This is a genomic window from Exiguobacterium sp. s43 (genome assembly GCF_018617255.1).
Classification (GTDB): domain Bacteria; phylum Bacillota; class Bacilli; order Exiguobacteriales; family Exiguobacteriaceae; genus Exiguobacterium; species Exiguobacterium profundum.
This window is the reverse complement of the sequence record NZ_JACSJT010000001.1, coordinates 459899-475024: the sequence shown is the minus strand read 5'-3', so window position 1 is coordinate 475024 and position 15126 is coordinate 459899. Positions and strand designations below refer to the sequence as shown.

The 15126-nt window shown below is 51.4% G+C and carries 7 protein-coding genes; all 7 read right to left on the bottom strand.

What is annotated here, in order from left to right:
- Positions 1–4: 4 nt before the first annotated feature.
- Positions 5–2188: a glycosyltransferase gene (locus KNO79_RS02470; RefSeq protein ID WP_214690552.1), complete on the bottom strand. Its 2184-nt coding sequence runs from the start codon at positions 2186–2188 to the stop codon at positions 5–7.
- Positions 2185–5250: a CgeB family protein gene (locus tag KNO79_RS02465; RefSeq protein ID WP_214690551.1), complete on the bottom strand. Its 3066-nt coding sequence runs from the start codon at positions 5248–5250 to the stop codon at positions 2185–2187. Before KNO79_RS02465 ends, KNO79_RS02470 begins: the two co-directional genes overlap by 4 nt.
- 42 nt (positions 5251–5292) lie before the next feature.
- Positions 5293–5604, bottom strand: a complete 312-nt coding sequence (locus KNO79_RS02460) for a hypothetical protein (RefSeq protein ID WP_074036034.1) — start codon at positions 5602–5604, stop codon at positions 5293–5295.
- 9 nt (positions 5605–5613) lie between these two features.
- Complete coding sequence (locus KNO79_RS02455; RefSeq protein WP_214690550.1) at positions 5614–8259, bottom strand: glycosyltransferase; 2646 nt, start codon at positions 8257–8259, stop codon at positions 5614–5616.
- A gap of 163 nt (positions 8260–8422) precedes the next feature.
- The gene (locus KNO79_RS02450; RefSeq protein ID WP_214690549.1) at positions 8423–10495 is read right to left on the bottom strand and encodes a bifunctional metallophosphatase/5'-nucleotidase; all 2073 of its coding nucleotides are present in this window, start codon (positions 10493–10495) and stop codon (positions 8423–8425) included.
- A gap of 266 nt (positions 10496–10761) precedes the next feature.
- Entirely contained in the window at positions 10762–12852 is a 2091-nt protein-coding gene (locus tag KNO79_RS02445) for an alginate lyase family protein (protein ID WP_214690548.1), read from the bottom strand.
- Positions 12853–12966: 114 nt separating this feature from the next.
- Positions 12967–15057 (bottom strand): heparinase II/III family protein, encoded by a 2091-nt coding sequence (locus KNO79_RS02440; RefSeq protein ID WP_214690547.1) that lies wholly within the window; start codon positions 15055–15057, stop codon positions 12967–12969.
- Between the last annotated feature and the right edge of the window lie 69 nt (positions 15058–15126).

Sequence of the window (15126 nt, the reverse complement as noted above, 5' to 3'; positions counted from 1 at the left end):
ATTTTCATGACAATGTCGTCGCAAATTGTTCGTGTGTTTTGCCTGAAATGATTTGTTCCATCTCTCGATAGAGACGATCGAGCGCGAAATGTTTACGGGCATACGCCTGATAGGCTTTTGCGTCCGTCTTCAGCTTCTCGGTATCTTCTTTATAAGAGAGGATCGTATCGACAAATTTCGACGTATCCGTGACGAGTAGTTCGTCTGGGTAAATTGTTTCCGCACCCGTCCAGTGGCGGATGAGCGGGTATGATCCTGCTGCCATCGCTTCGGCCGGTGCGAGATGGAAACTTTCCAAGTCACTCGTCGAGAAGACGAATCCGATCGATTGGAGCCACGTATCGACGTCATTGCCGTGGCCATCGAAGTGGACGTGGTCGCGAAGTTCTGACTCCTCGATTCGATTCAGTAGCGCCTCGTAGTATGCGCTCTCCTCTTCGCGCTTCCCGATCCAATAGACGTCTTTTGGATGGTGTCCTTTGAAGTGGAGCTGGTACCGTTTGTCCTTCTTCAGCAGCTCTTCGAGGACGTCGAGCGCGAGGTCCGGACGCTTCAGTTTCGGGTTCATGCCGATCATACCGAGACGGAACGTCAAATCGTTTGCCAGTTTCGGTTTTTCGAGCTTGTCCGCATCGACGGCGTTGTAGATGACCGTCATCTGGTGACGCGGGATTCCGAACAGACGATGCATCTCTTCTAACATATACGGTGAGACGAGGATGATGCGGTCGATGTTGTCGAGCGCATATTCCCGTGGAAATGGTGTTTCTTTCTCCTGACGATGAATCCGGACGATGAGGCGTTGATGCGGCAACTTATGTTGCGAGTACCAGACGGCGTTGCCGAGGCCCCATTCACAGAAAATGACGTCTGCTTGTGCGAGACATGCCTTGCTGTGATTCACATCATGAATCTTGTGTCCGTCCCACTGGTCGACGAGGACCCGGTAGCTCGGGTCGGCCTCGAAACGTTCCATGAACATGCGGATGAACTTCAAGTCGTGACCGGCGAAGAGGATCGTCGTCTTCTGCATCTCCCAAATCGCGTCACGGAGACGTTCGAACGTGCTGGCGAACGTATAATTCTTCGCCATGTTGTAGAGCCGTTCCGCCGCATCCTTATAGATGGCTGGATGCGTGAAGGCGAGCTCGACCTTTTCGATGAATTCGTTTTCCGAATTGACGAAGAGCGGGTAGCTCGACCCGAGCAACATCTCGTGCATCTTGTTGCGGTTAAGGAGGACCGGCTTCCCGAGCGCCCCATATTCGAGGAGCTTCGTCGACAACTCGAGGCTGTCGTCAAGGTCCGGGTGACGCCACGAGATGCCGATGTCGCTCTCTTCGATGAGCGTCTCGACGTCCGCACGCGGGATACCTTTCAACCAGTGGACCCCTTCGTCCGTTTGGAGACGGTGCGTCACTTCTTTACGGAAGTTCGGATTGTTCGGGTCTTGGTTGAACTTGTCTCCCGCCACTTTCAATTCGACGTCCGGCATCCGGACTCGTACTTTCTCGAGTGCGTCGAGAATTTCAGCCGAGTACCAGAGTGGCGCGAACTTTCCTGTATAGACGAGACGTTTCGCCTGACGTTTGAACGTCGGCGTCGCCTCACGCATGTTCGGGATCATCGGGTTCAAGATGAGGAACGGCTTCGGCGTCTGTAAAAACGTCTCGAAGTACGCCTTCATCTCCGCTGTTTGACAGAGCATGCGAGCCGAACGGTCCGCAATCTTCTTCAAACGTGCCAACTCCTCCTGTGACGCGGCCGATGAATCATGCGTGAAATCTGTGAGATAAGTCCACGTCTTTTTCATCGTATGTTCATAATCGGAGAGCGCATAAGCGAGTTGGAACCCACGGATGAACGTCATGTCATACTGTTTCGTCTCGACAAGCTCGTGGATGAGTTGGGCCGCCTCTTCCGGCTGGAGCACCTTCTTCTCATAGTACGGCTCGTCTTTCTTCGTCGAGTCTTCCGTGAAGACGTCGATGAAGTTGACGCGGTCGAGCTGTTTGATCGACGCCGTCACTTCCGGTTTCACGATCGAGCGCTTCAAGAGCACGTCGACCTCGATGTTCGGGTCTTGGTTCAACATATGCACGACCGACGTGAGCCAGATGGCCGATCCGTCGATCAAGTTCAAATTGACGTCCCCGTATACGAGGATTCGGAGCGGTTGCTTCGTCATAATGTTACCTCCTGAAGGTCCGCTTCATCCATGGCGGCACCGGCTTTCACATACTGATACGGGTCGACACTGAAGATGCGTTTGCCAGAACGAGCAAGCTCGTTCAAGCTCTCATCCGCTTCAAAGATGTGGAGTGCCTCCTCCACCGTATAGAAACGGAGTGCCGACGGCTGCACGATCGAGCGGGACGGTGTCGCATCAAACACATAACGATACGACTCGTCATGGTCTTGTTTGACGAGCTGACCGTCATACGTATAGTAGTCCTCTTTCGTCAGAACGTCCGCTTCTGCATAGCGTGCCGCGAGCAGATAATCGCTCAAGTAGTTCGGACCGTAATAATCGTACGACTTCAAGTGGGCGACCCAATCGTACGCTTCGACCATCTCCGTGAACGAGGTATAGTGCGTCAAGTAGCTACGCATATACGTCGAGATCGACGGCGTGTTATACGTGTTGTATACATCGATGTGATCCTCGAACTTATCGAGGAACATCATGAGATGTTTATGCTCATAACGTTGCGCCTCGAACTGAGCGACGACGCGTTCTGCCTCTTCGCGCGACTTGATGAAGGCGACGACGGCAATCTTCTCGTGGTCGACACGGTACGGGATGCCGACGTCTTGGACGATTTTCGCGAGACGTTGCGTGTACGTGTGATACGTCAACACGTGACGCATACCACGCATCGCGATGTCCTCATAGAATGAGTCATCTGTCATCAAACGGCGGAACGTTTCATCCAAGTCAGATTCTCCGTCGTCAAGGAAGACGTAATCGCCAAGCATGGCATCAACCCCGACCGAGCGTGTACTGACGACCGGTGTGGCGCAGGCGAGCCCTTCGAAGACGCGACGTGAGAACATCGTCGGTGAATCGTTGACCGAGTTGACATTCAACATGACTTTATATCCTTTATACGCCTTGGCAATCTGGTTGTATTTCAAACTGCCGCGAATCGAGTGACGGAACTGTTCCGGGAATTGAAGTTGGTCGCTCTCCCCGCGTTGGTTGATCGCATAGTTCCGGTCGTAAATCGCAAGACCATACTTGTCTGCTGCCGCGAACAGTCTGTCCATGTCAGCTTTACGTGATTCGTGACGGTTCGCATAATACGAACCGGCGAAACACGCGTAAGGCTCACGAGTCCCTGGTAAGCGGATCGGATTATGTTCTTTCGGCTGCGCCGCGAACGGTAACGCATCGACACGGTCATGACCACAATCTTCTTTATAGTTCGGAACGCGGTTCATGTCGGTCGTATACACATAGTCGAATCGCTTCGCCGTTTCAATGAAACGGTCGTAGTGAATCGGGTCTTCTTTGTTCCAAAAGACGGTCGGGATATTGTGATAACGGCACCAAGCGAGAAGCGCATCGAGCTCTTCCCATGTGTTCGTGCCATATTTGACGATTTTCTTCTCCCATGCACCGGCGTTACCTTTCCACGCCGATTCGACGACAAGGACGTCCGGTTGCTCATCGAGGAGCACCGTCTTCCAGTTGTCCGGTGTGAACGTGATGAGCTGACATTCTGGTTTGTAAGATGCCATCGTGAACTCATCGAAGATGGCCGCGACCTTCAGTTCGTGTAGTTCACGTGGGATTGGTGCGAAGAAGCGAGCCTCGCGCACGTCCATCCATGTCGGGTTTTCTGTACCATCGCTGACGAGTTCTTCAGCGACACGGATGCGGTCGACCCGAGCCTCTCCGACACCGTCGACACGGAGGGCGAAACGAAGGAAGCGGATGCCACGGTCAAAGTAGAAGACTTTCTCGCTTCCGATTTGAACCTGTTGCATAATCTGACGCTCCGTCGCCGAGTAGGCAATGATGTAGAGGACAACATTCGCCCCTTCATCGGCTACACCATCGAGCGTGACACGGTAACGACTGTTCGCCTTCACTTCATACGGGAACTCTGTCGGGAGCAGTTTGAAGCTGTTGTTCATCTCTGCATACGAGATGTAGCGGCGCTGATCGTCCTCGCCTTTCAACTGGACGACGAGTTGGTCATCTCGACTCTTCAATTTGATGAGGTCGGGTGCCGGGATCGTCCACATGTCCGGTTTGAGGGACAAGACGTCTTCACGGCGGACACTCTTTTCGTGAATCATGCCGATATTCAAGTTCTCAAGCTGTCCTGACCCGTTCACGCGGATGAAATAGCGGATGGAACGGTGTGACGGTGCGATGCGGACGATACCGCTCAGTCCGAGTGGCACTTCAATCAAACGATCCTGCCCAGACACCGTATACGTCGCGATGAATAGCGAGGCGTCCGCTGTACCCGTGCGGTCCCCTTTCAAATAGAAACGATACAAGTCATCGTCCATATCACCCGTCTCAAAATCGATGCCACGTTCTGTATCGACGTGTGGCAGCGCGATCTCATCGACGCCATAGTGCGTGTATTGGTTCCCTTCGGCACGGACGACGAGCGTGTCTCCGTCGAAGTGAGCAATCTCACTCTGTGGTTTGAGAGAACGGAGTGACGACGACGTAAGCGGATAACGGAAATCAAAAGCATCAAGTGATACGTTCGCAGCCGTCCCTTCGACTGTCCAAAGCGACAGCTTGCCGAGCATGAGCTCGACGAGGCTGAACGCTCCTGCCCCGTTGACTTCAAGATGAGCCCGGACGATTTGTTCACCCATGCCGAGCGTCACATCGACCTGATCGCCGTCCTGTACCGTCACGTAACGAGTACGTCCACCTTTACGCACGACTTCTAACGTCAACGTTGGCATCAGACCTTCGCGCGATTTGACACGCATCATAGCCGTGAACGTCTTTTGACCTGATTCGACGAGGTCGTTCACCGAGATGATATCTGAACTCGCGTTCGGTCGGTACGTGACGGTGACCGGCTCGTCCCCAGAGAAGACAAGGTCCGTCCCTTCAACGTGTACGTAAGGTGAGCGTGTATACCAGTTCGGTACGAGTTCACGTAGTTGATGCGATTTGTTCGGGCGTTTGTTCAACACTTTACGACCGAGTCGCTTCGACCGTTGTACCCCAAGGTAAGCGGCGCGACGTGCTTTTTTCTGCCAATCCATCCTCATATCCTCCAAATCATCGAGTCTTTCGAGCTCGATTCTTTATTTGCGAATGCGTCGTGCAACCGCCTGTGCCTTCAAAATCGCTTTTCCGGCTTTCGATTGCACAAGACGACGATACTTCTGATTCAACACATCATATTTACGTTTCAAGTCACTGAGCGCTTGCTCTTTCTTCTCGAACGTCTTCACGGTCCATTCAAACGTGTACAGAAGATCTCCATACTTTTGAACGAGTCGTCGATGCTTTTGACGTAATAGACGTTCATCATGTTTCAAATGACGAATCTCTTCTTCCTGCAGTTTGATTCGTTGTTTCAACAATCCGATTTCTTTTTCAAATTCGTTGCTCATGCTCTCACCTCACAAGTATGCGTCAAAGTAGAGACGCTTCAATTCTTCTGTTTGTCCTGATTCATATAAGTCGACGAATTGTTTTACAATCGGCGTCTCTAATTCCATCGGACGATACTGTTCGATGATTTCATAAAGCATACCGGCATTGTCGACAAACTCTTCCGGTTTGCTTCGGCGTAAGAAGACCAAATACCACATCGAGAAGAAGCGTTCGAATCGTGTGGAACGGTATTGATCGAGTACACCTTCCCGGGCGAATGCTTTTGCCCGTGCCGTTTCCCGAATGACACACTTCGTAAAGTACTTCTTCGTGATCGTGTTGACTGTCGAACCGGCGACAGCCGCGTAATAATCATGAATCGTCAAGTCGAGAAGAGCGACGCGTCCTGCGCTGAGGAACATCTCTTGGAAGAAGAGCGAGTCTTGCCCGACCGCACCGATGACCTGTTTCAAATCGTGCTTCTGGATGAAGTCTTTTTTGATGACCATCGTCTGGATACTCTGTACCTTGAAGTTGTGCTCGAGCAAGTACGCTCTCGGGTCTTCGATGACGCGAACACCATCTTTTTCAAGGCCGTCTAGCTCAATCATGGCCTCACGGTTCGCAAGCTTCAACATACTTCCGACTGCGAGGTCAAGCGCGTCATTCTCTTTCATGATACGGAATAGTTCCGCATAGCCGTCGTTGACCGCTTCATTGTCCGGGTCAAGGAAAGCGATGTACGGTGTCGTTGCCAATTCGACGCCTTTGTTTCGCGGGCGCGACGCACTGCCGCTGCCTCCGTCGTTGAATGAGTACGTGTAGACGTTCGGATACTTCCGCACGAGGCGTTCGATATAGCCGATTGTCTCTTGGTCCGTCGAACCGTCGTCGACGAGCCAAATCTCCATGTCTTCAAACATCGAGCTACGGCGAAGACTAGAGAAACATTTGTTGTAGAGATAACGACCGTTGTTATAAATCGGGACGATCATTGAAAGCGCATAGTCGCCCGGTTCGTTCGGGACGAGTACGTCATCTGCCGCGAGCAGCTCGAAATGATCGATGGCATAGCCTTGTCCCTCGATATGCTGGTCGTCCCGAAGCGTCTCAAGCGACAGGTGGCTTGCCGCAAACATCGTTAATGCGACGTCATCGTATCCCTCTACGAATTCATGTACAACGTCCTGCCCTTTCGTCACGAAAGCGACGTCCGTGTATTTGAAGGCGTTGACCATATCCTCTACATAATAGTCGAGGTAGTGATAACGGTCGTCAAATACCGTCACGAAGTCGGCTGTGCGTAAATCGACTTCTTGTAAATCCGCTTCTGCGACAAAACGTTTATGCGGATACGATTGGCGCTCGAACTGCTCACGTGTCGCCGTCACGTCGCCGCGACCGATGACGAGGACGTCACGACGGACTTCGTGGTGAATGCCGAGAACGAATAACATTTCGTTGAAACGATCATAAATTGTATGGTTCGAGAAGATGGTGCGGACACCAGATAGTTGATGCTCGAGACGCTCTTCGTCTGTATCGAACATTTCTAAAATCCCTTGTGCATCCAATGCGCTCGTCGCGATGAATACGTTCGGGAAGTCGTTGTTGACGGCCACGTTGTAGTTCGTCAAGACGAGTTGTCCCCGTGCCTGTGCCTCATAGATGGCTTGCGCACTCATCGTCGGACTGTTTTTCACTTCATTGACGTGAAGAATCCAGTTCGAGGTTTCTTTCAACGCCTCGATCTCCTCTTGGTCCCCATGGACGAGGACATCTTGAAGTGATTTCGGTGCGAACGACACCTTCGATTCATCCGCTTCGCGAATCACATAAAGAGACTTATTCGCATCACGAACACCTTGTGCGAGCGTCTCCAAGTCTTTTGCGAAACGTTGTACCGGGAAACGGTTCGTGACGACGACCGAATCCGACTGAACACGCGTCATCCCGATTGGATTGAAGCGAAGTGGGTCGATTCCCGGACGGATGACAAAAACGCGCTCATGTCCGGCTTCTTCGATATAATCCGTCACACGCTCCTCGTTTGCCGTAAAGATATAGTCACACTGAGCGGCGAGTGAGGAGAAACGATCGTAGTGATTCGTATCGAGAGTAGTTTCAAACACGACACGAACATCAATTTGTTTGGCTTTGCGAATCAAATTCTCCAACCAGTGACGGGAGTGCGAACGCGGTGAGCCCATGTGGTGGAATGCGGTCGTCTCATCTTCCACTAGCGCGGCCGAGATGAGAAGGAAATCAATCTTTTCGATTTCAGCCAGCTCTAAGAAGCCTGTCACATTCTCAAATAAATGGACATGACAAAGCCGCTCTAACTCTTTCGCTCGTTTGACCGGACCGACGAATGCCACTTGTACGTCCGCCTTCTCATAAAAATTGCTCCCATTCGATGCGATACGAGTCACATCTTGTTTCGGGAGTCGCGCTCGAGCTGATTCGAGTTCCGTTTTTAAGGTAGCTTGCTGTTCTTCAAACAATTTATCGTCAAGACGCGGGCGTTGTGCCTGTCTCGACAATGAAGGAAGGTCCTCAAGGGTGATCAAGTCATCTCCGTTCAATGCTTCTCTCCGGTCGACCCGTTCTTTTTCTTCTTTCAACCACGCAATGTGCGCTTGCACATCGCGCAGCGTCGCTTTTACATCCATACGTCCGCTCCACCTTTTTTAAGTAATCAGTATTTCTTCATCTTATCGTATCTTAACAGAGTTATATGTCGGTCGCAATTTGATGACAAATGTACACGCCTGAGTTTCCTATAAAAAAGACGGACCCATTCCTGGATCCGTCCGAAAGCAACCAATGATTGTCTTATTCAGCTGCGTTGACGTCAACGATACGTCCTTCAACAGCAGGTGTGACTTCTTCGCCGAGGCTGATCAAGTGATCGCGGAAGTTTTCCCAGTCGATGAGACCGAGGTCATTGACGCGACCGTCTTTGAATGCCGTTTCAAACTCAACATAGTTGTCTCCACCTTGCGCTGTGAAGAAGTTCGTTGCGACTTTGTAGCTCGTCGCGTCTTCGACATCGACAAACTCTGTGCCGTTGTTGTACTGCAAGCTAACGATGCGCTCACCAGCCGGTTTTGAGCTGTCGAACAATACTTTGAATCCAGATACGTGGAGGAATCCACCGTTCTCGATTGGGTAAATGCCAACGCTACGCTCGAAAGCAGCTTTTAATTCGCTACCTTTCAAGTCCATGATGGCAAGCGTGTTTCCGAATGGAAGTGTCGTCAACACTTCACCTGTCGTGACAGGACCTGCATCGATTGATGCACGGATTCCACCACCGTTTTGAACAGCACCGATGACAGCAGAATCATACTCTTTCGCTTTCGTGAGCATACCGTCTGTAATCAAGTTACCGAGGGCTGTTTCATTTTTACGGACACTCGGTGCTGTTTCGTCACCTTTGTCACGTGGGTTATCGAGTGGAGCTGTGAGTGAGACACCGATTGGGTCTTGGCTGATTGTATCCACGACATCTTTGAATGGTGCGAGCAATTCTACCGCATATGGATCTGGTTGAAGTGCCTTCACATCAATCAAACTGCCCGCATGTTTGATGACTTTTCCATCCTTGTCGAACTCGACATCAACCGTTCCGAGGAAATTGCTGTATTGGTCCGCTTGAACGATGACCGTTGGCTCTGTTTTTCCTTCTGTGATGAGGACCGGAGCGCTCAAACGAGTATGCGTGTGGCCACCGACGATGATGTCGATTCCATCTACGTTTTCAGCAAGCAACAAATCGTTATCGAACGCTGGGTTATCGTTATACCCAAGGTGCGAGACTGCTACGATTTGATCGACGCCCATCTCTTTGAACGCGTCGACTGCTTTTTGTGCTTCTGCGATGTAGTTTTGGAATTCAATTGGGCCTGGGCTAGCGATGGATGCCGTCTCTTCTGTTGTCAAACCGAAGAATCCGACCTTCTCGCCATCCACTACTTTGATGACTCCTTCATAAAGACGACCGTTGTACGCTTTTTGCGAAACTTCGTCACGGTAGAGGCTCTTCATGTATTGGTCATTTGCATAGTTGACGTTCGAGCTGACGAACGGGAAGTTCGCATAGCGGACGAAATCAGCAAGTTCTTTATGTCCTTGCTCCGTACCGAGATCGAATTCGTGGTTACCCGGCACCATCAAATCGTATTTCATGTAGTTCATGAGTTTGAGGTCAGCTTGACCTTTGAACTCGTTGAAGTAAAGCGATCCTGAGAAGACGTCCCCTGCGTCGATCAAGAGGCTGTCTGGCTTCTCTGCACGGATTTGCTTGATGGCTGTCGCACGTTTCGGTGCGAGATCGAGCGCGGCGTGCGTGTCGTTCGTGTGCATGATCGAGAGCTTGTATCCTTCTACTGTATAAGGAACTTCAAGTGTGATCGTTTTACCACGGTTTGTATATGTAGCCGTCGCGACGAATTCGCCGACTTCACTCGTGTCGATTTTGCTCCAACGTACTGCTTTTTCATACGTCCCACTTGCGAATTTCACTTGTTGCTTCACGATGCCAAGTGCCGGTTTCCCTTGTTTGAACACGAGTGGCTCGCTCGGTGGTAAAATCGCAATCGGGTGATCGAGGACGCGGACGCGTTTCTCAATGTACTTCCCTTTGCCTTTGACGATTCCCTTAGCTGTTTGGAATGTACCTAATTTCTCCAAGTTGACGCTCGATTTATACCAATGGATCGGCGCGCCCTCATATGTAGCATCGAGCGCAGCATCCAAGTCCCCTGCGTACACATACGCTGATTTCGCTTTGACGACTGGTGCTTTTGACGCAGCTTCCGTGACAACAGCCGGTGCGAGCGATGCAGTCGATACGGCCGCTACAGCGAGTGCCGTGTACAACTTACGAGATGATTTCTTTGTCATGTCCAATTCCCCTTTCAGATTTGCGAAGAGGACACACAAGAGAAAGCGCTTACATCATTCGACTTTTTACTTACCACGATTACCCCAAAGTCGTCCGTTTTTCCCTTATATGTACAAATCGCTCTAGTTCTAACGTAACGGAAACGCGTCCAATAAACAATCACAAATTGAAGATTTTTAAGGTTTTTACAATTTCCACAAAAAACGATTCCCTCATTATGTAAAGGACGACATCACTTCGTGAGAGTGTCGTGACGTTTTGTCCTTTATACGTCACGACTTTCCTCACACGGCACATGAATGACATGCTTTCCCCCGTTTTCAATCCAATACGAGACGATGTACATCCCATCCCGCTCTTCGACCTTCGTATCGACGACACGCTTCCCGGTCCGGTCTAGTCGAATCAGAGTCAAAAAGCGAACTTCGCTACCATGTTCAATCGAAACGACTTGCTGGCGGGGAGTCCACTCCAAATCACGCATGGACACATGGCTCGGTTCAAGTGCCATATAAGCCTCTTCGTTTTTTAAAAGCTGAATGAATTGAATGGCTCGATTCGAGGCATCTTTAAATCGAACGTTGTGTTCTTCTGGTGTACCCGCTACCAGGTCCAAACCGGGTGCCAGATGGAAGCGCTGGACAAAGAGGTCCGCTTCCGGCGCAACAATCCGATCAAACACGACAAGCGTTCGCGCCTTATCGTACACGACATGCCGAGTATGAATGGCCCCTTTTCCAATCAGGCGGCTCACTCCGGTCGCCGTCATCTGTTTCCGCGCCTCTTTCACCTCTAGGATTCCGCTCTCTCCGATTCGCTCGATCGACAAGTCGAGCTCTTCTCCGAGTCGATGTACCGTATTGTGCGCCGCGACACGTAGTGCTTGCGCACGCTCAGGTCCGTCCACATAGCCATACCGACCAGTCTCGACGATGAAATCCCGCCCCAATCCATATAGTTCGAGACTCAAATCGTCGGCATGTTTATGTGCACCCCCATGGTATCCCGCTGTCATCAGAATATAGGTGGCGTCACGAAACGGACGCTTCGCATGGTGCCAATATTCACGCATGACCGCATATTGAGAGCCTAGATTCGCCAGCAGTTCTTCTGGGCATTGTCCTTGTGTCCCTCCGCTCATGGCAAAGGCTAGTTCGGGAAACGTTTCAATCCGAGGAATTAAACGGCTTCCGCGAAGCTGTCCTCCCGTATCCCCCACGATCGGCAAGGTTTGGTTCGGTTTAATGAAATGCAAGAGGCGCTTTGGCATCCGGTCGATGCGTCCAATCCCTTCCGGCAACGTGAATCCATTTAAATCGGCCCAGTCTCTAAATCGACTTAGCGTATGGTACACGTAAACGTGATAGCCGGGCGAGTGCTCCAAATGGGTCCCGTCCTCCGAAAGGCAAATGTCGAGTTGCTTATTCAACCGCGCACGCGCAATCCTTCTCCAATCCGCACTGCGATCAAACTCCGGAAAACAGGAAGCAATCGCAAACAGTGCCATATCTTGAAAGAGCCCATGGTTATGGAGCGGACGATAAAAGGTAGGGGTCGCCAGTAATGTCGCATGTTCATATAACAGATGTAACAAGCGGCACGTCACACGGGCATCATGATGGATCGGTGCCTGGCGATACGCTTCAAAGAAACGGAGTATATGGAATACTCGAATCGCCGTACCGTGCGCATGGTATGCTACACGCCCCCGCGGACCGCCATGCAGCGGATGATGGCTCTGCCAGCTATCGATGATTTGGTGTGCATAGTGCAAGTATTTTTCGTCTTGCGTCACCTCATAGGCATGAGTCAGTTGATTGACCGTCGTCAAATAGTGGAGTTGGAAAAGGAACGAGTTGTTGTTCACAGGTGGTAACATTTTGTTCCAATCGAACGTCCGAACATCACGGACGGCCAATGTATGCGGAAGCGATGGGATATACCATCTTCCGTTCAACGTCTCTTCCGCAAAATGAACCGCCTGTTCATCACGGATTTGTTCATAATGGTACGAAGCGAATGTGCGCTTTTGTTTCATATAGTCACGGACGAGCAGTCGCTCCATCTTGTCCGTCAATTTGATTTTCGAGAGGGGTTCGGTCATGAGGAGCATCACATCCGTCGCGCGGACGAGTGCTTCCCTTCCTTCTCTATGGACAATATAATATCGACCGTATGGACGGATGAGCCGTACCGTCTCGGTCGTCTCGAGCCGACTGTCTGGCACCATTCGTCTTCCCTTCCATTGATAGCACATCGTCCCTGCCGAGATGACGACGTCCCAACCATCGCTCGCTTTCCCCGAGAGCGAACCCCGAAGTTGAGCCACGATCTGTTTTGCATGTGAATGTTCCATTCGTTCCCTCACTTGTCAGTTGTTCTACTTGAAAATTCTACCTTAGCAAATGGTGGGATTCAACAACTACTCTCATCGTCCACGTAAAAAAGCCTGGCAGTCGCCAGGCTTCAATCATTTTGGAACGTCGAGAGTATGGGTCTCGCCGTTGGAAAGTGTATAGGTGAGTTCATACTGATTAGCTTGTTCCTTGACCGCCGTGTCGACAATCGAGGTGTTCGTCCGGTCGATCCGCATGAGCGTGATGTAACGCACGTCCGTACCGTATTCAATGGAGACGACTTGGTCGCGAAGCGTCCACTCCGCATCACGGACCGAGAGATGACTTGGTTGAACGGACATATATGACTCTTCGTCCGTCTCGAGCTGCATCAGTTGAATCGATCGACGCCGGCTGTCTCGGAACGTCACGTTCTGTGCCTCGGTCGTCCCTTTATATAGCTTCAGACCCTCTCCGAGGTGGAAGCGCTGGACGAACATGTCCGGCTTCGGTGAGGTGATGCGGTCGTAGACGACGAGCGTTTTCGCCTTGTCATAGACGAGGGTGCGGCGATGCGTGGCCCCTTTCCCGATCAACGCGCTCTCTCCGATGGCGAGGCTTGTCTCTCCACGGTCTTCGGTCTTCACGATACGGCTCCGACCGATCATGCCTTTGCTTAAATCCAAGTTTTCCCCGTATCGGTGGACGGTGTTATGGGCCTCGACTTTAAAGACTTCCTTCCGTTCCGGTCGTGCCGAATAACCGAAGCGACCCGTCTCGATGATGAAGTCGCGCGCCAGTCCATAGAAGTCGATGCTCAAGTCATCGGCATGCTTGTGGGCACTGCTATGATAACCTGCCGTCATCATCACTTGTGTCGCACCCGAGAACGCCTCAGGTGGACGTGACCAATATTCGCGCATGAAGCTGTATTGATCCCCGATTTGCTTCGTCAACAGGGTCGGTGCCACGCCCTCTGCTCCTCCGCTCACTGCGAAACTGAGCTCCGGATATTCGTTCGTCTTTGGAATGATGTTCATCCCTTGAAGGTGCCCGGTCGTGTCACCGAAGATCGGGAGCGTCCGATTCGGCTTCAACATGTAGGTGAGCTGATCCGGCATCTTCTCGATATAGCCCGAGCGTGAAGGCAGAACGAACTGGTTAGCCTCGGCCCATTCGATAAAGCGCGACAACGTATGATACACATACACGTGATATCGAGGTGAGTGTTCAAGGTGGACCCCTTCCGGCGAGATGCTGTGGGCGATTTGCGCCTGGAGCCGCGCGCTGGCGGTCGATTGCCACACCTTACTCCGGTCAAACTCAGGGAACGTCTGGGCGATGGCAGTGAGCGCCATGTCTTGGAAGATACCGTGGTTATGTTTCGGTTTGTAGAAGTCGGACGATGCCAAGATCTCCCCATGCTCATACAATGTTTTCAACATGAGCTCGGTGAAGGCAGGGTCCCGATAGAGTGACGTCTCTTTATATACATCCCAGAAATTCAACAAATGGAACACACGAATCGCCGTTCCTTGGTCATTGTATCCCCACTTGAGTCGTTTGTAGTTATAGGCCGGGTGTGCCTTCGTCCAACTTTTGATTAGTCGTTCGCCATATTTCAGATAGGCGAGGTCACCCGTGTCATTGTACGCTTGCGTCAACTGATTGAGGACCGTCAAGTAGTGGAGCTGGAACGGGAACGAGTTGCTGTCCACGGCCGGGACGTCCTTATGCCAGTTGAACGTGTCGATGTTTGGGACCGACAGATTGTTCGGTTTCGTCGGGATATACCAGTTGCCGGCGAGCGCCCGATCGGCGAACTGTTTCGCCTGTTCTGTCGACAGTCGGTCATATTCATACGGGATATGGGACTCGGTCTGCCCCATGTATGTATGGACGAGCGGACGGTTCGTTTTCGATTGGATGCGTGCTTTCGTCAAAGAACGGGCCGGAACGACCTCCGCCTGGCTTTTCTTGATATAGATCCGTTTGCCGCCGGACATGGCAAGGTAATACCAACCGGACGGGCGCACGATGCGGTATTCTTTCGTCGTGTTCGTCTTCTGTAGTGGGACCAGTTTCTTCCCCTTCATTTGGTGCAGCGTGGTCGAGGGAGCGACGCGCACGTTGAAGTCCGAGTTGGCCGAAGCCGTCGTCATCGGTGCGAACAGGAGCATCCCGCTCAACATCCCGATGGATAATCGTCTATACAAAGGTTTCATGATTTTCCTCACATTTCCGGTTTGATTTCACTCTGTAAATTATATCCATTAAACGAATGCTAAACAACT